Below are 17,265 nucleotides of genomic sequence, written 5' to 3' on the forward strand. Positions count from 1 at the left end.
CTCCCCATGGCCTTCCGCCCGGCAGCCGTCCCCCCGCCTCCGGCGACAGCCCCTGCGCCGCTCACCACCCCCGTCCAGCGCTCGGGCATGACCTCGTTCCTCCGGGACACAGCGGCCGAGCAGATCAACAACAAACGTGGGGACTTCCACGACACCGTCGCCGACCAGTTCAGCACCTTCAGCGACATCCGTGACGCGGCCAGCCTCATGCGCGACCCCAGCCAGCTGCGGCAGATGGCCAAGCAGCGCGGCATCGACATGATCGCCGACTCCAACCCCGTCGTCGGCGCCTTGCTCAACTCCCGCCGCAGTGGCGAATCGGGATCGGGCTCCGGTCCGCGTGGCGGAGGCGCCGGCGGCCACCGCACCAAGGGCCGGGGCGAGCACCAGGAGATGGAACAGCTGGCCGAGAAGCTGGTAGCGCCCCTGGCCCGCCTGCTGCGCACCGAGCTGCGTATGGACCGCGAGCGGATGGGACGGTTGCGCGATTCAGGACGTTGACTTGGGCCCTCCGCCCCGCCGCATCGGCCCGCACCACCCGTATGACGAAGAGGACTGACGAACGACATGACCACCCCCACGGACCCAGGGTCCAGCCTGTTCTTCAAGCTGACCATCGACGGTCAGGACCTGGGCCTGTTCAACCAGTGCGAGGGCCTGTCCGCCGAGGTGGAGGTCTACCAGCACAAGGAGGGCGGGAACAACGGCTACACCACGTTCCTGCCCGGCCGGGTCAGCCACGGCAACATCACCTTGACCCGGCCGCTCACCCCGGACAGCAGCAAGATCGCGGCCTGGATCTCCTCCATCGCCACCGGCATCCAGCGCCCGACCGCGCAGATCGCCGCGCTGCGCGCCGACGGGACGCTGGTCGTGCAGTGGGGCCTGCTGGACGTGCTGCCGGTCAGCTGGAGCGGGCCGACGCTGGACCCGAGCAGCAACACCGTGGCCACCGAGCGGCTGGTCATCGCCCACCACGGCTTCACCGAATCGGGAGCGTGATCCACCATGGCCACCTCGCCCGGAGTCAGCCTCGTCAAGGCCTCCCTCACGATCAAGGAACCGCCGATCGGCCCGGCGCTGGAGCCCGGCGGGACGATGCGGGAGATCAACTTCCAGTTCAACCCCGAGACGCTGACGCTGGCCAAGAGCGCGAACTGGAGCAGCACCCCGCTGCCGCTGTTCAAGTACGTCAGCATCCCCAGCTTCGGCGGCGCCGATCCCTACACGCTGACCTTCCAGCTCTTCCTCGACTCCTCGATGACCCCGGCCGGCACCAAGGTGCAGGACGACGTCGAGGCGCTGCTGAAGTGCTGTGAGGTGACCGACCAGTCGATCGCCGCGTTCCAGCCCTCCACGCCGTGGGTGTTCTTCCAGTGGGGCAGCTTCTCCACCGTCAGCTTCAACGCCTACGTGCAGAACATCTCCGCCAACTACACCTACTTCGACCCCTCCGGCGTCCCGCTGCGCGCCTCCTGCGACCTGACCATCACCCAGATCCCCTCGCTCACCCTGGGCCAGAACCCGACCTCCGGCGCGCTGTCCGCGCACCGTTCGCACCGGGTGCGCTCCGGGGACACGCTGCAGTCGATGGCCTGGTCGGAGTACGGGGACGCGACCGCGTGGCGGACCATCGCCGAGGCCAACGAGATCGACGACCCGATGCGGCTCTCGCCCGGCGCCGAGCTGCTGATCCCGGCGCCCGACCAGGTCCGGCGGTGATCCGGTGACGTTCGGCTCCTTCTCCTCGGTTCCCAAGGTCGAGATCGGCGGCGCGCTGCCCCGGCTGTTGAAGGCCTCGCTGGACTCCTGCTGGGTGGAGTCCAGCCTCAACGTGCCCTCGACGTTCCACATCGCGTTCCGGGACAAGACCCGGCTGCTGATGTCCAACAACGCGCAGCTGAAGATCGGCGCGCCGGTGACGGTGTTCGCGGTGGCCGGGCTGATCGGCGAGGACCAGCCGCTGATCACCGGGCAGGTGACCGGGGTCGAGGCGGACTACTCCGGCGGCGAGTTCTACACCGTGATCCGCGGCATGGACCACGCCTTCAAGCTGCTGCGCAAGCGGCGGGTCGCGGTCTACAAGAACATGTCCGCCTCGGACATCGTCCGCAAGATCGCCGGTGAGCACGGGGTGGCCACGGGCACCATCGAGTCCACCGTGCCGCCGTCCCCGGACTCGCAGATCTCCCAGCCCAACCTCGACGACTGGACCTTCGTCCAGGGCCTGGCCGAGCGCTACGGCAAGGTCGTGTACTTCGACAACATGGGCAAGCTGCAGTTCCGCGCGCCGGTCAAGGCGGTGCCGCTGACCGGGGTGAGCGCCGACAAGAGCCCGTACGTGCTCGAGTTCGGTGCCAACACCCTGCGCTGCCGCTCCGGCTTCACCGCCGCCGACCAGGTCTCCACGGTCAGCTCCCGGGGCTGGAACATGGTCGCCAAGCAGACCGTCGTGGGCCGGTCCCAGGCCGCCCAGAACCCCGACGTGCTGGCCGGCCTGAGCCCGGCGCAGGTCTCCACGCCGTTCGGGACCGGCACCCTGGTCGAGACCGGGACGCCGTACACCAGCCAGACCGAGACCGACGCCGCGGCCAAGTCGCTGGCCACCGACGTCACCTCGTCTTTCGCAGAGCTCGAAGTCGCGGTCCGGGGCACGCCGCAGCTGCTGCCGGACAAGGCCGTCACGCTGTCCAAGGCCGGCACGCCCTTCGACGGCGCCTACACCATCACCGGCGTCCGGCACCTGTTCGAGCACGGCACCTACGAGACCTGGGTGTCGATGACCGGCCGCCAGTTCCGCTCGCTGTACGGCCTGGCCTCCGGCGGCGCCGGCGGTCCGGGCGGCACCGGGCACCGGATGAGCGGCGTGGTCAGCGCGATCGTCACCGACATCCACGACCCGTTGCAGATGGGCCGGGTCAAGCTGCGCTTCCCCTGGCTCGACGACGACTACGTCAGCGACTGGGCTCGCACCGTGCAGCACGGCGGCGTCAGCGCGCACGGCGGCCTGGAAGGCGCGGGCGGGGCCGGCGGCCACATCCCGGCCGGCTCCCCGGGCGCCGGCAGCTTCATCGGCTACGCCGTCAACGACGAGGTGCTGGTCACCTTCGACCGCGGCGACTTCGACCACCCCTACGTGATCGGCGGCCTGTACAACGGGGTGAACAAGCCCACCCAGCTCACCGTGCACGAACTGGTCTCCAGGGACGGCATCCCGAACGTGCTGGCCGTGTCCTCCCGGCGCGGCAACCGGATGGAACTGCTCGACGACGAGTACTCCATGAACGCCGGGGTCAAGCTCCTGACCGACGACCAGAAACAGACCGTCCACCTGGACAAGATGGAGCACCGGACCACCATCCAGAACTCGGGCGGCCCGATCCTCATCGAGAGCAACGCCCCCGACGGCGGGGTGACCATCCGCGCCGGCGCCGCCACCATCACCCTGACCGCCGAGGGCACGGTGAACATCGAGGGTGCCACCGAGGTCGGCATCACCGCCGGGGCCGCCATGTCGCTCAAGGCCCCGGAGCTGAACATCGCCGCGGCGGCCACCACCGTGGAGTCCGCCGAGATCAACTTCACCGGCGCCTCGGTGTCGGTGGAGGCCGCCGAGATCACGCTGACCGGCAACGTCGCCATCGTCGGCGAGGGCACGCTGGACGGCCAGCAGATTCTGGCGATCTGAGATGAGGCTTGCGATCATGCGACGTCCGATCCCGTCCCTCAGGGGGCTGATCCGTCATGGGTGAGCGATTCGTCGGCTCCGGCTGGGGCTTCCCGATGCGCGTGGACGCCGGCGGCCGGATCGGCCTGGTCTCCCACGACCAGGAGATCGAGGAGGCCATGCGCCTGGTGCTGGCCACCGCGCCGGGGGAGCGGCCGATGCGGCCGGAGTTCGGCTGCGCCGTGCACGACCTGGTGTTCGCCCCGGTCAACGACAAGACCGTGGGCCGTATCCAGCACGAGGTGCGCTCCAGCCTGGACCGGTGGGAGCCGCGCATCTCGGTGACCAGCGTCCAGGTCACCGTGGATCCCGACCGCCCCACCGTGCTGTACATCGACGTGCACTACCAACTGCGCGGCACCAACAACCCGCGGTCCCTGGTCTTCCCCTTCTACGTCATCCCCGACCACGACGGACCAGGGTCCGCGCCAGCGACAGATACGGAAGCAGCCTGACATGGCTTTGCCCTCGCCGAACCTCGACGACCGCCGGTTCCAGCAGTTCGTGGACGATGCCAAGCGGTACGTCCAGCAGCGGTGCCCGGAATGGACCGACCACAACGTGTCCGACCCGGGCGTGACGCTCATCGAGGCCGTGGCCTACATGGCCGACCAGCTGGTCTACCGGCTGAACCGGGTCCCGGACAAGAACTACCTGGCGTTCCTGGACCTGCTGGGCATCAACCGGTTCCCGCCGGCCCCGGCGCGCGCCGAGGTCACCTTCCGCCTGTCCGCCCCCCAGCCGAACACGGTGCTGGTGCCGCCCGGCTCGGAGATCGCCACGCTGCGCACCGAGTCCGAGGAGGCGCTGGTCTTCGGCACCGCCGAGCAGCTGCGGATCGTGCCGTGTTCGCTGACCGCGGTCGTGGTGCAGAACAACGGCGCCAGCCCCACCGACCGCACCGTGGACGTCATGGACGGCAAGGACGTGGCGGCCTTCTCCCCGGCCCCGGCTCCCGGCGACGCGCTGTACTTCGGCCTGTCCGCGCCGGTGCCCTCCTGCGTGGCGGTGCTGCGGCTGAGCAGCCGCGTCGACGGTGTCGGCGTGGACCCGCGCCAGCCGCCGCTGGTCTGGGAGGCCTGGTCGGCGGACGGCTGGGTGCCGTGCGAAGTGGACTCCGACGACACCGGCGGTCTGAACCGGCCCGGCGACGTGGCGCTGCACGTCCCGTCCCGGCACATCGTCTCCCGGTTGGCCGGGGTCGAGGCGGCGTGGCTGCGCTGCCGGGTCCTGGAGCCGCGGCCCGCGCAGCCGTTCTACGCCGTCAGCCCGACGCTGCGCTCGGCGGCGGCCCGCACGATGGGCGGCACCGTGCGCGCCGTGCACGCCGAGACCGTCCGCGACGAGGAAATCGGCGAGTCCTCCGGCGTGGCCGGCCAGCGGTTCCGGCTCTCCCGGACCCCGGTCGCGGTCGACGACCCGATGCTCCAGCTGGAGACCTCCGACGGCGAGGGCTGGGACCGCTGGCAGCTGGTCGACACCTTCGCCGGCTCCAGCCCGGAGGATCGGCACTTCCAGCTCGACCCGGTGACCGGCGAGCTCGCCTTCGGCCCGGCGCTGCGCCAGCCCGACGGCGGCGTCCGGCAGTACGGCATGGTCCCGCTCAAGGGCGTGCGGATCCGGGCCGCCGCCTACCGGATCGGCGGCGGCCGGTCCGGGAACGTGGCGCGCGGCGCTCTCAGTGTGCTGCGAACCTCGATCCCTTACGTGTCGCGGGTGGAGAACCGCGAAGCGGCGCGCGGGGGAGTGGACGGGGAGTCGGTGGCCGAGGCGAAGGTGCGGGCGCCGATCTCGCTGCGGGCCCAGGACCGCGCGGTGACCGTCCGGGACTACGAAGAACTCACCCGGCGCGCGGCCCCGGAAGCCGCGCGCATCCACTGCCTGCCGGTCGATGAGCAGACCAAGATCGGCGGCAAGGAGGTCGGGCTCGGCGCGGTCCGGCTGCTGGTCGTGCCGCAGGCGGTGCCGGACGTCGGCGGCGTGCTGCGCTTCGAGCAGCTGGTCCCGGGCGACGAGTTGCTCAGCCGGATCGCCGCCTACCTGGACGAGCGCCGGCCGATCGGCACCCGGCTGGCCGTCGGCCCGCCGTACTACCAGGGCGTCACCGCCGCCGTGACGCTGCACGCGTTCCGCGGGGCCGAGACCGACCTGGTCCGCACCGGCGCCGTCAACGCCCTGTATTCCTACCTCGACCCGCTGACCGGCGGTCCGACCGGCGAGGGCTGGCCGTTCGGCCGCGCCGTGCACTCCGGTGAGCTGTACGCGGTGTTGCAGCGGGTGCCGGGGGTGGAGATGGTCGACGAGGTCCGGCTGCACCCGGCCGACCCGCTGACCGGCAAGCGCGGCGACGCCGCCGAGCGGATCGAGCTGGACCCCTCGGCGCTGGTGTTCTCCTATGACCACCGGGTGAAGGTGGTCGGCGGATGAGGGGCGCGGTAGACGGGCTCAACAGCCCCTTCCCGCTCGGCGAGCAGCTGCCCAGCGTCTATGCCGACGACGATTTCGCGCAGCGGTTCGTCGGCGGGCTGGACGATCTGTTCTCGCCGTTGCTCTCGGTGCTGGACAACCTCGCCGCCTACCTGCGGCCCGAGCTCGCGCCGTCGGACTTCGTGGCCTGGCTGGGCACCTGGGTCGGCGCCGAGTTGTCCGGGGACGAGTCCGACGAGTCCCTGCGCGCGGCCGTCGCGGGAGCGGCCGCGATGCACCGGCACCGGGGCACCCTGCACGGCCTGGCCGAGGCGGTCCGGCTCGGCTTCGGCATCGAGCCGGAGATCACCGAGAGCGGGGGCATGTCCTGGTCGGCGCGCCCGCTCGGGCCGTTGCCCGGGGACGCCCAGCCGCGGCTTGAGGTGCGGCTCACCGCCAAGCAGGCGCGCGCGGTCGATCTGGACCGGCTGCGGGCGCTGGTGGCCTCGGTGCGTCCGGCGCACGTCCCGTATTCCGTCATCGTCGAGAAATCCTGAAAGGTAGCGTTTCGCTCCGATGTCCACCGAATACAGTGAGCTGATTTGCCCCGACTGCGGTGCGCGCGAGCAGCGGGAGGCGTTCTGCGAGAGCTGTGGTGCGGCGTTGAGCCGGGCCAAGCCGGCCCCGGCCGCTCCGGCGGCGTTCGAGGAGTCGGACGCCGACGAGCCGGTGTCGAGCCACAGCGACAGCCACAGCCGCAGCGACAGCCCGAGCTTGGTCGCCACTGCCGGGCCGGGCCCGAAGGACACGCTGGTGAACCAGGCCGGGTCCTTCGCCGACCGGATCGCGGCCGCCGCGCCGGAATCGATCGCGCCGGACTCGAACGTGCCGGACTCGATCGCGTCAGAGCCGATCGCGTCGGCCGCCGCCGGGTCGGAGCCGCGGTCCGGCGACGTCTCGGGCACGGTGCCGCTGCCCCGAAACGGGCGCGCCGATCCCGAGCGTGACGCGGCCGAGCGCGCCGCGGCCAAGTGGGCCGAATCCGAGCGGATCGAAGCCGAGCGCGCCGAAGCCGAGCGGGCCGCGGCGCGCCGGGCCGAAGCCGAGAACGCCGAACGGGCCCGGGCCCTGCTGGTCCCGGTCGCCGACCAGTCGGCGCCGGCCGGCATCGTCCCGGTGCTGCCCGGCGTGCCCGATCCCATCGCCCCGCAGCGCAACCGGTCCGAAGGACTGGCCGAACTCGACGCCGGCATCCAGTGCCAGTGGTGCGCCACCCGCAACCCGCCCGAGCGCCACTTCTGCCGTAAGTGCGGCCAGCGCCTGGCCTACGCGCCGGTGGAGGCCAAGCGGCCGTCGTGGTGGCGGCGCCTGATCTTCTTCTGGCGCAACCGGCCGCTGCCGTTCGCCGGCCAGCGGCCCCGGCTGCGCCGCGGTCCCGGCCAGGCGATCCGCCCGGCGGTGTGGGGCGTGGTGCTGATCGTGGTGATCGTCGTGGTGGTCCAGGAGTACAAGCCGGTCTCCACGAACGTGCGGGACCACTTCTCCAAGCCCAACGAGATCTCGAACTGGACCGTCGCCACCTCGCACCAGGACCCGAACCACCCGGCCAAGCTGCTGCACGACACCTACTCCGACACCTGGTGGGGCAGCGGGTTCTCGCCGCAGAACAGCAACGGCGTGAGCATCACCGTGACCTTCAGCCAGCCGACCAACCTGCTGGACATGGGGATCACGCCGGGGGCCGGCACGGCGACCGACACCTTCGGGGCGCAGGGCGCGCCGGAGACCGTCGACGCGCTGCTCATCCCGTTGCCGGGCAAGGGCGATCCGGTCAAGAAGACCTTCACCCTGGACGACCAGGCCGGCTTCCAGAAGCTCCAGCTGCGCGGCGACGACATCCGGCAGGTGGTGCTGACCATCACCTCCTCCTACGACCCGACCGGTGTCGACCCGGCGAAGGCGAACCAGACCGAGACCGCCATCACCGAGCTGGAGTTCTATTCACGCCACTGACATCTGCCGGTAACCGGGCGGGGCTTGCGGGTCCGATCCGGTTACCGTCAACCTCATAATCCTCAGCACTCCGTAATCTTTTCGCTCGCACTCTTCCTGCCTGGTCATTTACTGTCAAGGTATGGACATTCACCTGTGCGTTCCGATGCCTTCCCGTTGAGGCGTGTTGGTTTCCCGGCTGCCGTCGTGATGTTCTACCTGATGGCGGCAGCGAGGCCGCCCCGGTTTCGGCGAGCCATGGACCGGCGAGGGTGTGAGGGGGGACGTCCAGTGCGACGTGTCCAGACTGTGGTGCAAGCCGCCGATCCGGTGTTGCGCGCCGGCATCGTGAACCTGCTGGAGCACCGCCCCGAGATCGAGCTGCTGGCCCAGGACGGCCCGGGCCGCGACCCGCTGATCGTCATGTGCGCCGACGACGCCAGCGAGCTGCTGGCCGCCGGCCCCGCGGCGGCGCCGAAACCCGCCTACACCGTGCTGGTGGTGAGCCGGATGAACAAGGCGCAGCTGCTGGAGGTGGTCGAGCTCGGCGTGACCGCGGTGGTCTGGCGCCGCGAGGCGACCGGCGAGCGCCTGGTGCGCGCCGTCCAACTGGTCGACCGGGGCGCCGGCGACCTGCCCGCCGATCTGCTCGGCGGCCTGCTCGGCGAGGTCGGCCGGGCCCGCCGGGCGCGCGGCGCCGGCACCGAGCCGCTGCCGATGGGCTTGTCCAGCCGCGAGGTGGATGTCATCCGCCTGGTCTCCGAGGGCATGGAGACCAAGGAGATAGCGGCCAAGCTGTGCTATTCCGAGCGCACCATCAAGGGTGTGCTGCACGACGTGATGACCCGGCTGGAACTGCGCAACCGGGCCCACGTGGTCGCGCACGCCGCCCGCGAGGGCTACCTGCGCTGGACTTGAGGGCTGCCCGCGCTGGACCTGAGGGCGGCCCGCGCTGCCCGTGCGGACATCGGGCACTGCCCCGCACGCCGTCCCCGCGCACCTGGTCGGTGCCGCGGCCGGGCGGCCAGGATGAACTGGCGAAAAGTGGGCCCGCCAGTGGACTGGAAGAGAACCGAGCTTGATCCCCGAAATTGACGAGGCACTTCGCGGCCTGCTGCGATCCTCCCTGCCGGACAAGGGCGTGGAGATCGCCTTCGACGCACCCACCCGGGACTGGGCCGCGCGCCGCAACACGCCCACGGTCGACGCCTACCTCTATGACATCCGCGAGGACCTGGCCCGACGCGAGCGCGGTGTGGTGGCGGTCCGGGACGAGCAGGGCATCGTGGTACGCCGCCGCCAACCCCCGCGCTACTTCCGGCTGTCCTATCTGGTGACCGCCTGGACCAAGCGCGCCGAGGACGAACACCGGCTGCTGGCCGTGGTGCTCGGCTGTCTGCTCGGGCAGGACTTCCTGCCCATCCCCGAGGGGCCCGGTCTCCTGTCCTCGCTCGGCCTGCAAGTGCCGATGACGCCGGCCGCCCCGCCGCAGGAATCACGCTCCATCGCCGACATCTGGTCCGCCCTCGGCGGCGACCTGAAGCCCTCACTGGACCTGGTGATCACCGCCCCGTACCCGGTGGGACCGGAGTATCCGGTCGGGCCCGCGGTCACCGAAGGCGCCGGTATCCGCAGCCACCGCCTTGACGAGCCGGAGACCGAGGCGCCGTTGCGGCTGCGCCGGTACGGCAAGATCGAGAACGGCAAGCGTGAGCGCACGATCGAGCGCAAGAAGACCGAACAGTGAGCGGCGAGGGCCCAGTCGATGCCCCAGCCGGTGTCCCAGTTGACATCCCAGGCAGCATCCCGGGCGGCATCCCAGCCGACATCCCAGTAGACGCCGCGGCGGCCCGACGCTGCCTGGACCTGCTCCTGGAGCAAGTACGGGCCCTGATAGACGCCCGCTCGGCCACCGATCCGAACGCCGACGACCCGCTGCGCGGCCTGCGTCTGTCGGCGGACCACGTCGGCTGGCTGCTGTCCGCCGACCCGGTCCGCGGACAAGTACTGGCCTCGGCGGACCGGTGGCCGCGGCTGGCGGAGCTGGCCGAGACCTTCGGGCTGACCGGATTCGATGTGGCGGTGCTGGTGCTGGCGCTCGCGCCGGACCTGGACCGGGTCTTCGAGTCCTGCTACGGCTATCTGAACGATGACGTGACACGCCGGCGCGCGACGGTCGGGCTGGCGCTGGACCTGTGCGGCTACGAGGCATGGGACCCGGCGGCGCGCGCCCGGTTCGGGGCCGGGGCGCCGCTGGCCGACGGCGGGCTGCTGGAACTGGAGGACGCCGATCGGCCGCTGCTCTCGCGCGGGCTGCGGGTGCCGGATCGGGTGGTGGCGCATCTGCTCGGCGACGATACGCCGGATGATCTGCTGCACGGGTTGATTCAGGCTATTGAGGTACCGGCGCCACGAGCCGAGCCCTCACTTCGGCCTGAACTGGACCACGCGCGATCCGACAGCGCCAGTCGCCTTGCGGAGCCCGCGCTTCAGTCCGACCTGCCGGGGGATGCGAAGTCCGCCGCCGGCCTTGAGGCCGGATCCGCCTTCGCCGCGCCGGACAGTGCCACTCTCGCCGAGATCGCGCGCCGCCCCGGCCTGGTCGATCTCCTTCGCGCCGGACCGACCCTCGTCCAGCTGCGCGAGCAGCGCAAGGGCAGCGCCGATGCCGTGGCCGTGGCGCTCTTCGCGGCTGCCGGCCGCCCGGCACTGCGCATCACCCTGACCGACCAGCTCCTGACCCGCGCCGACCAGATCGTGCCCGCCCTGATCCGCGAGGCCCGCCTACGCCGCGCCGGCCTCGTCGTCTTCCTGCCCGAGCCCATCGACCCGGGCCCGTTCTGCACCGACCGGGTTCCGGTGCTGCTGGTCGGCGAAGTCCGCCGCGAATCCGGTGCGTGGCCGGTGCGGCCCCTGGTCGTCGACGTCGAATCGCCCGCCGGCGGCTCGCCGGAGTGGATCGGACGCTGGCGCGCCGAGCTCGGCCCGCTCGCGCCCGGCACCGATCTGGAGGCTACCGTCGCGCCGTTCCGCCTCACCGCGACCGGCATCGCCCGCGCCTCCGAAACGGCGCGTGCCCTGGCCGCGTTGGAAGGACGGCAGCCCGACGAGTCCCACATCCGCCGTGCCGCGCGGCAGGAGAACGCCCGGGGTATGGGTCCGGGCGTGCGGCACGTCGAGCCGGCGGTCGGCTGGCCGGATCTGGTCCTGCCCGAGCAGGAGGGCTCGCGGCTGCGGGAGCTTGTGGATCGGGTCCGCAACCGGGACCGCGTCCTGGGTGCCTGGGGTCTGCGTACCGGCGGTGGTCGTGGCCGGGGTGTGGCCGCGCTGTTCGCGGGGGAGTCCGGGACCGGCAAGACGCTGGCTGCCGAGGTGGTCGCCGGCGAGCTCGGGCTGGATCTGTACGTGGTCGAACTCAGCGCGCTCGTGGACAAGTACGTCGGCGAGACCGAGAAGAACCTGGAGCGCCTGTTCGCCGAGGCGGATCGGGTCGACGCCGTCATCTTGTTCGATGAGGCGGACGCGGTCTTCGGCAAGCGCTCGGAGACCAAGGACGCCCACGACCGCTACGCCAACATGGAGAGCGCGTATCTGTTGCAGCGCCTGGAATCCTTCAACGGCGTCGCCCTGCTCACCACCAACCTGCGCGCCAACATCGACGACGCCTTCACCCGCCGCTTCGACCTGATCGTCGACTTCCCGTTCCCGGACGCCGCGCTGCGCAAGGCGCTGTGGCGGCGCTGCCTGGCCGGTCCGGTCCCGCTCGATCCCGACGTCGCCGACGGCTCGGCCGTCGATCCGGTCGCCGACCGCTTCGAGCTCGCCGGGGGCGCGATCCGCGCGGCCGCCACCACAGCCGCCTACCTGGCCGCGGCCGGTGGACGCGCGGTGAGTGCCGAGGACCTGCTCACCGGAGCGCGGCGGGAGTACCGCAAGATGGGCCGGCTGTCCGAGGAGGACCTGGTACGCCTGGAATTCTGAGCGGCCCGCGAGGTCCGGGCGTGAACCTCAACGTCTGTCGTGACGAACCGCCGACCAGCGTGTTGGTGTGAGCATACTGAGAACTGAAGCACCTTTCCCGGATGGAGCATCGGATGCGCGATCAGGACACTGCCAAGGCCGGTAAGGCGAGTAGTACGCGGTCGGCTCCGGCCCGCTCCGCCGCGGCGCCGTCCACCGACCCGACCGGTCTGCTGTCCTTGCAGCGCAGCATCGGGAACGCCGCGGTGGTGCAGTTGCTGGCCGAGGCCGGCGACGCGCACGCCCAGGAGGGCCACGAGCACGGCCCCGGCTGCGGCCACGGCGGCGACGCTCCGGTGCAGCGCTCCTCGGTCCAGTCCGTCCTGTCAGCCCCGGGCAGTCCGCTGGCCGCGCCGATGCGCGCCGAGATGGAGAGCCGGCTGGGCGCCGACTTCTCCGACGTGCGGCTGCACACCGGCGGCGCCGCGCAGCGCTCGGCCGCCGAGATCGGGGCGCGCGCCTACACCTCCGGGAACCACGTCGTCATCGGCGACGGCGGCGGTGACAAGCACACCCTGGCGCACGAACTCACCCACGTCATCCAGCAGCGCCGCGGCCCGGTCGCCGGGACCGACAACGGTTCCGGTCTGAAGGTCTCCGATCCCTCGGACCGGTTCGAGCGGGAGGCCGAGGCCAACGCCACGCGCGCGTTGAGCAGTCCGCTGGCCGCGGAGTCGGCGAACGCGCAGGCCGGTGCCGGGGCCGAGAGCCCTGTGCAGCGTGCTGCGGTCCCGAGCAGCAGCCCCGCCAGCCCGGCCGCCGCCGACCAGGTCCAGCGCGCCGGTGCCACCGGCTTGCTGGAGCGCGGCAAGGAGGCGGTGAAGCACGGTGCGGACGTCGTGGGCGCAACCGCACCGCCCACCGCGGACTTCATGGCCGGCGGACTCGCCACCGGCGGAAACACTCCGGGAGACTTCGGCAAGGCCGCCGGTGTCGGCGCGGCCGGGATCGCCGGCGGGGTGATGGCGGTGCCGGACCTGGCCGTCTCCGTGATCAAGGTGAGTACGGCCGCCGCGGCCTGGATCCACGCCCGCCACGGTTCCGTGGAGGAGCGGCACGAGGCCCGCAAGCAGTTCGAGAAGGCGTTGGCGGAGACCGCGTCGAACACCTCGGCGGTGGGCGGCGGGGTCGCCGGCGGGGTCGGCACCATCACCGGGACGGTGGGGCCGGGCGTGGCCGGCGGTGGCGCGGGTATCTTCACCGGCCTGTACGGCGCCATCAAGGGCACCGTGGACGCCGTCCACGCTGACCACCAGAAGAAGAAGCTGGAGAAGGCGCCCCTGCCGGCGCAGGACAACCTGCTCGCGGAGTTCCAGGGCCTGGAGAGCAAGCTCGACAGCAACCACACGTTGCTGGTGGAGAACCTGAAGGCGCAGCACAAGCTGGATCGTCGCAAGATGCCCGCGAGCGCCGACAAGGCCACGGAACTGGCGCTGAAGGCCCGCCACGACGAGCGGCTGGCCACCTGCAACGCCCAGTACGACGTGGCGAAGATGGCGATCCAGGAGAACATCGCCGAATGCCGCGAGATGGCGAACCTGCACACCGCCAAGGACCTCGCCGTCCGCAAGAGCGGGCGCAAGAGGGTCCGCAGCATTCTGGCGGCGGCGGCCGGAACGCTGGGCATCCCGGCCGGCGCGCTGTCGATCGTGGCCGTCGTCCTGGGCCTGTCCGCCGGCGCGATCCCGATCGCCGGCTGGGCGATCGCCGGCGTCGTCGGTCTGATCACCACCGGCGTGCTGACCTGGAAGCTGGTCAACAAGGTCCGCGCCAACCTCAAGCATCTGCGGCAGGCCCCGGATGCCGACCAGAAGTCGGGGTGGAAGATCTACCTCGAGGCCATGCAGGTCTGGAAGCCCAAGGCCGACAGCACGCGGGATCAGGCCGCTGCGACGCTGTTCCAGGCCCTCACTTCCCAGTTCGACGTCAACAAGTCCGTGGCCGAAGAGCTGGTCAAGGCCCTGAGGCTGAAGCCGGAAGAGCTGCTGAAAATGCCGGCGGACAAGGCCGTGGCGAAGATTAAGGACAGGCTTGCCTCAACCTGAGCCCGGGGCCGTTCGAACAGTGCGTTCGCGGCCACGCGGTTAGGGTCGTAATCGACAGGATGTGCGCCTGTCGGTCTCGACCGGAAGGAGGCCGCCGTGGCAGCCTCAAAGGGACGCCCTTCGGGCCTCATGCTAATGGTTTTCATCGCCGGTGGCCTCTTGATGGTCGGTGCCATTCAGGCCGGCAACGGCATGCTGGTCATCATCACGCTTTTGCTCATGGCGGTCAGCGTCGATACTCTGCGCAAGCGCTGACCGGGCGAGAAATCTGCGGGCCGCCGGCTGGCCGGGCAGGAATGCGCGGATACCCCTTTGGCCGCTATGTGGGTGAACGGGGTTTCAAGCTCGTCAGGTCGGTTACCCGGCGTCCATGACCGACGAGGCTTACTGGACGTTCAACAACGGCGTGACCGGCTACCCGAGGTTGGACGGCCGGGGCAGAGCCGACGTCGCGGTCATCGGCGGCGGCGCCGCCGGGTTGTGGACGGCCTGGGAGCTGGCGCGGACCGGCCGCCGGGTCGCCGTCTTGGAGGCCGGGCGGATCGCCGAGGCGGCCAAAGGCGGCGCGGCCGGTCAGGCCTCGGTGATCCAGGCACTGGCCTACAGCCGGATCGCCCACGCCGCCGGGCCCGAAGCGGCACGCTGCTATGCCCAGGCCCAGAAGCACGCGGTAGAGCGCATCGCCGAAGTGGCCGACCGGCTAGGCGCCGACTGCGAACTGGAGCGGCGTCCGTCCTACGTCTACGCGGCCGACGAGCAGTCCCTGCCGCAGCTGCACGAGGAGTGGGCCGCCGCGCTCCAGGCCGACATCCCCGCGGTCTACGGCGCTGCCACCGGGCTCTCGTTCACCGTCGCCGGCGCGCTGCACGTCGTGGACCAGCTCCAGTTCCACCCGCGCAAGCTGCTGACGGCGCTGGCCGAGGACCTGGTGCGGCGGGGGTCGGCAGTGTACGAACACAGTCCGGTGGTCACCGTCGACGAAGGAGAACCCTGCGTCGTCATGACCGAGACCGGGGCGTCGGTCGCCGCCGAGCAGGTGGTGGTCGCCACCGGGTTCCCGATCGTGGCGGACTCCGTGCTGCGGCGCTCGCTGCGGCCCCGGCGCGAGCTGCTGCTGGCCGGGCCGGTGCCGGCGGAGCGGGCGCCGGAGGGGATGTATGTGGCGGTCGGGGAGCCGGCGGCCACGATCCGTAGCGCGCCGCTTGATGACCGGCAGCGGATGGTCGTCGTCGCGGGGGAGCGGTACGAGGCGGGGTCCGGCAGCGTGCAGGAGCGTTTCCGGCGGCTGAGCGCGTGGGCGGCCGGCAAGGTCGGGTTGGAGCGCGTGGAGTTCCGGTGGTCGGCTCAGGACTATGAGACCGATGACCGGCTGCCGGTGATCGGGCCGGCATCGGGGGAGCAGGGGCGGTTGTGGATCGCGACCGGCTTCGGCGGCTGGGACGCGACCAACGCCGCGCTGGCCGGCCGGCTCATCACCGCCGGGATCCGGGGCGCGCGCCCTCCGGAGTGGGCCGCCCCGTTCGCACCGGAGCGGCTGGAGAAGAACGGCCACGACCAGGACGACTGGAACGGCCCGGCCCGCTCGGTCGTACGGCACCGGGTCGAGCGCGACGAGCGGGACGCCTTGGACGCGATCCGGCCCGGGGACGGCGCCGTGGTGGACGTCGGCGGCGAGCACTGTGCCGCGCACCGGGACGCCAGCGGGCTGCTGCACCTGGTGTCGGCGCTGTGTCCGCACCAGGGGTGCACGGTCGAGTTCAACGACGCGGAGAAGACCTGGGAGTGCCCCTGCCACGGCTCGCGCTTCGCCACCGACGGCGCCCTTTTGCAAGGGCCGGCGGCTGCGCCGTTGGCCCCGGCGCGCGCCTATCTCGCCTTGACCGCCGCCGAGTGACCGGCACAGAGCACGGCTCGCTCAGCCCGCTCGCTTCGCCCGCTCGCCCCGGCCCGCCCCGATCCGCGACGTTTGACCCCACGCGATCGGGTAACCAAGGGGGAACCCATGGATCCATGGAGCCACCCCAGCGTCATCACCTGGAGGATGTCGTGCTGTCTCTCACCGATCGGGCCGCGGCGGCCATTCAGGTCCTGACTTCCCGCTCCGAACTCCCACCGGACACCGCCGGGCTGCGCATCGTCGCGGCCGACCCGAGCCTGAACGGCAACCAGGACCAGTTCTCGGCGTCCCTGGCCACCGGCCCCGACGCCGGGGACGAGGTGGTGGAGTCCGGCCCGGCCCGCATCTTCCTGGAGTCGACCGCCGCCCACGTCCTGGACGGACGGGAGCTGGACGCGACGGTGGACACCGACGGGAGCGTCAAGTTCGTGGTGGGGCCGGGGGCTTAGCGCTCGGGCTCGGCTCGCGCTCGGGCTCAGGTCCGGGCTCGGGCTCGGGTTCGGGTTCGGGTTCGGGTTCGGGCGAAGCCTGCCGGTCGCTCATCATCGGAATCACCCGATTCGTCGGTATTGATTCGACCACCGCTTCCTGGGCAACGGGCACCCATGAAGCTCCTCACCTATGCCGACCGCGCAGTGGCCCTGGTGAACACCGACGACCACGGCGCGGGCCAGGACCACCTGCAATGCGGCGACGACGTCTGCCGCCTCCTGCCCGACGGCTGGCGCGTGTCCCACACAGTGGCCGAGGCGGGCCTGCAGGAACTGCGCGAGGCTCGCCCCCGCCTGCGGCGCGTCTTCGAACTCGCGGCCACCGGCCGGGTCGAACGGGCCACCGACGCCCTGAACAAGCTGCTGGGCGACTTCCCGGTCTCAGCCTCGATCAGCGACCACACCACCGGCTGGCACCTGCACCTCAGCGACGAGCCGCAGGGGCCGGCGCGGTCGTACGTGACCGGGGCGGCGTTCGGCCTGGCGTACACGATCGCCGAGCGCGGGCCGGAGCGGCTGGGGCTGTGCGACGCGCTGCCCTGCCGGGCGGTGTTCGTGGACACGACGACGAACAGTTCCCGGCGGTACTGCTCGGACCGGTGCGCGACACGGGCGAACGTGGCTGCTTACCGGGCTCGCAAGCGCGGGGATTGTTAACCATTTACCCCCTGTCTCTTATACACATCA

15 protein-coding genes and 1 pseudogene are annotated in these 17,265 nt (G+C 71.4%); all 16 read left to right on the forward strand.

The window, feature by feature from the left end:
- Positions 1 to 501 (forward strand): annotated as a pseudogene (locus KGQ19_RS40115) (hypothetical protein); the annotation flags it as partial.
- A 66-nt stretch (positions 502 to 567) separates the two neighbouring features.
- Positions 568 to 1,002 (forward strand): phage tail protein, encoded by a 435-nt coding sequence (locus tag KGQ19_RS40120; protein WP_212019280.1) that lies wholly within the window; start codon positions 568 to 570, stop codon positions 1,000 to 1,002.
- 6 nt (positions 1,003 to 1,008) lie between these two features.
- Positions 1,009 to 1,722, forward strand: a complete 714-nt coding sequence (locus KGQ19_RS40125) for a CIS tube protein (protein WP_212019282.1) — start codon at positions 1,009 to 1,011, stop codon at positions 1,720 to 1,722.
- Between the two features lie 4 nt (positions 1,723 to 1,726).
- A complete protein-coding gene (locus KGQ19_RS40130; protein ID WP_212019284.1) occupies positions 1,727 to 3,688 on the forward strand; it encodes a VgrG-related protein in 1,962 nt (653 codons plus the stop codon).
- A gap of 56 nt (positions 3,689 to 3,744) precedes the next feature.
- Positions 3,745 to 4,182: a GPW/gp25 family protein gene (locus tag KGQ19_RS40135; RefSeq protein WP_212019286.1), complete on the forward strand. Its 438-nt coding sequence runs from the start codon at positions 3,745 to 3,747 to the stop codon at positions 4,180 to 4,182.
- A 1-nt stretch (position 4,183) separates the two neighbouring features.
- A complete protein-coding gene (locus tag KGQ19_RS40140; RefSeq protein WP_212019288.1) occupies positions 4,184 to 6,154 on the forward strand; it encodes a putative baseplate assembly protein in 1,971 nt (656 codons plus the stop codon).
- Positions 6,151 to 6,690: a phage tail protein gene (locus KGQ19_RS40145; RefSeq protein WP_212019290.1), complete on the forward strand. Its 540-nt coding sequence runs from the start codon at positions 6,151 to 6,153 to the stop codon at positions 6,688 to 6,690. Before KGQ19_RS40140 ends, KGQ19_RS40145 begins: the two co-directional genes overlap by 4 nt.
- A 19-nt stretch (positions 6,691 to 6,709) precedes the next feature.
- Positions 6,710 to 8,146, forward strand: coding sequence for an NADase-type glycan-binding domain-containing protein (locus KGQ19_RS40150; RefSeq protein ID WP_212019292.1), 1,437 nt, complete (start codon positions 6,710 to 6,712; stop codon positions 8,144 to 8,146).
- Between the two features lie 270 nt (positions 8,147 to 8,416).
- Complete coding sequence (locus tag KGQ19_RS52330; RefSeq protein ID WP_212019294.1) at positions 8,417 to 9,043, forward strand: helix-turn-helix transcriptional regulator; 627 nt, start codon at positions 8,417 to 8,419, stop codon at positions 9,041 to 9,043.
- 160 nt (positions 9,044 to 9,203) lie between these two features.
- Complete coding sequence (locus tag KGQ19_RS40160) at positions 9,204 to 9,872, forward strand: Pvc16 family protein (RefSeq protein WP_212019296.1); 669 nt, start codon at positions 9,204 to 9,206, stop codon at positions 9,870 to 9,872.
- Positions 9,869 to 12,106 (forward strand): AAA family ATPase, encoded by a 2,238-nt coding sequence (locus tag KGQ19_RS52335; RefSeq protein WP_212019298.1) that lies wholly within the window; start codon positions 9,869 to 9,871, stop codon positions 12,104 to 12,106. The genes KGQ19_RS40160 and KGQ19_RS52335 overlap by 4 nt, the downstream gene beginning before the upstream one ends.
- 113 nt (positions 12,107 to 12,219) lie before the next feature.
- Entirely contained in the window at positions 12,220 to 14,190 is a 1,971-nt protein-coding gene (locus KGQ19_RS40170) for an eCIS core domain-containing protein (protein WP_212019299.1), read from the forward strand.
- Positions 14,191 to 14,286: 96 nt separating this feature from the next.
- Positions 14,287 to 14,445, forward strand: coding sequence for a hypothetical protein (locus tag KGQ19_RS40175; protein ID WP_194926674.1), 159 nt, complete (start codon positions 14,287 to 14,289; stop codon positions 14,443 to 14,445).
- Positions 14,446 to 14,560: 115 nt separating this feature from the next.
- Positions 14,561 to 16,084 (forward strand): FAD-dependent oxidoreductase, encoded by a 1,524-nt coding sequence (locus tag KGQ19_RS40180; protein ID WP_212019301.1) that lies wholly within the window; start codon positions 14,561 to 14,563, stop codon positions 16,082 to 16,084.
- 152 nt (positions 16,085 to 16,236) lie between these two features.
- Positions 16,237 to 16,536: an iron-sulfur cluster assembly accessory protein gene (locus tag KGQ19_RS40185; RefSeq protein WP_212019303.1), complete on the forward strand. Its 300-nt coding sequence runs from the start codon at positions 16,237 to 16,239 to the stop codon at positions 16,534 to 16,536.
- 156 nt (positions 16,537 to 16,692) lie between these two features.
- On the forward strand, positions 16,693 to 17,235 hold the full coding sequence (locus KGQ19_RS40190) for a CGNR zinc finger domain-containing protein (protein WP_212019305.1): 543 nt from the start codon (positions 16,693 to 16,695) through the stop codon (positions 17,233 to 17,235).
- Positions 17,236 to 17,265: the final 30 nt, after the last annotated feature.

Origin of the sequence: Catenulispora pinistramenti (assembly GCF_018274385.1) — a bacterium.
GTDB classification, from domain to species: Bacteria; Actinomycetota; Actinomycetes; order Streptomycetales; family Catenulisporaceae; genus Catenulispora; species Catenulispora pinistramenti.

Coding starts and splice junctions, on each gene's coding strand:
- KGQ19_RS40120 (WP_212019280.1), top strand. CDS start 568: ATGACCACCCCCACGGACCCAGGGTCCAGCCTGTTCTTCAAGCTGACC.
- KGQ19_RS40125 (WP_212019282.1), top strand. CDS start 1,009: ATGGCCACCTCGCCCGGAGTCAGCCTCGTCAAGGCCTCCCTCACGATC.
- KGQ19_RS40135 (WP_212019286.1), top strand. CDS start 3,745: ATGGGTGAGCGATTCGTCGGCTCCGGCTGGGGCTTCCCGATGCGCGTG.
- KGQ19_RS40140 (WP_212019288.1), top strand. CDS start 4,184: ATGGCTTTGCCCTCGCCGAACCTCGACGACCGCCGGTTCCAGCAGTTC.
- KGQ19_RS40145 (WP_212019290.1), top strand. CDS start 6,151: ATGAGGGGCGCGGTAGACGGGCTCAACAGCCCCTTCCCGCTCGGCGAG.
- KGQ19_RS40150 (WP_212019292.1), top strand. CDS start 6,710: ATGTCCACCGAATACAGTGAGCTGATTTGCCCCGACTGCGGTGCGCGC.
- KGQ19_RS40170 (WP_212019299.1), top strand. CDS start 12,220: ATGCGCGATCAGGACACTGCCAAGGCCGGTAAGGCGAGTAGTACGCGG.
- KGQ19_RS40180 (WP_212019301.1), top strand. CDS start 14,561: ATGACCGACGAGGCTTACTGGACGTTCAACAACGGCGTGACCGGCTAC.
- KGQ19_RS40190 (WP_212019305.1), top strand. CDS start 16,693: ATGAAGCTCCTCACCTATGCCGACCGCGCAGTGGCCCTGGTGAACACC.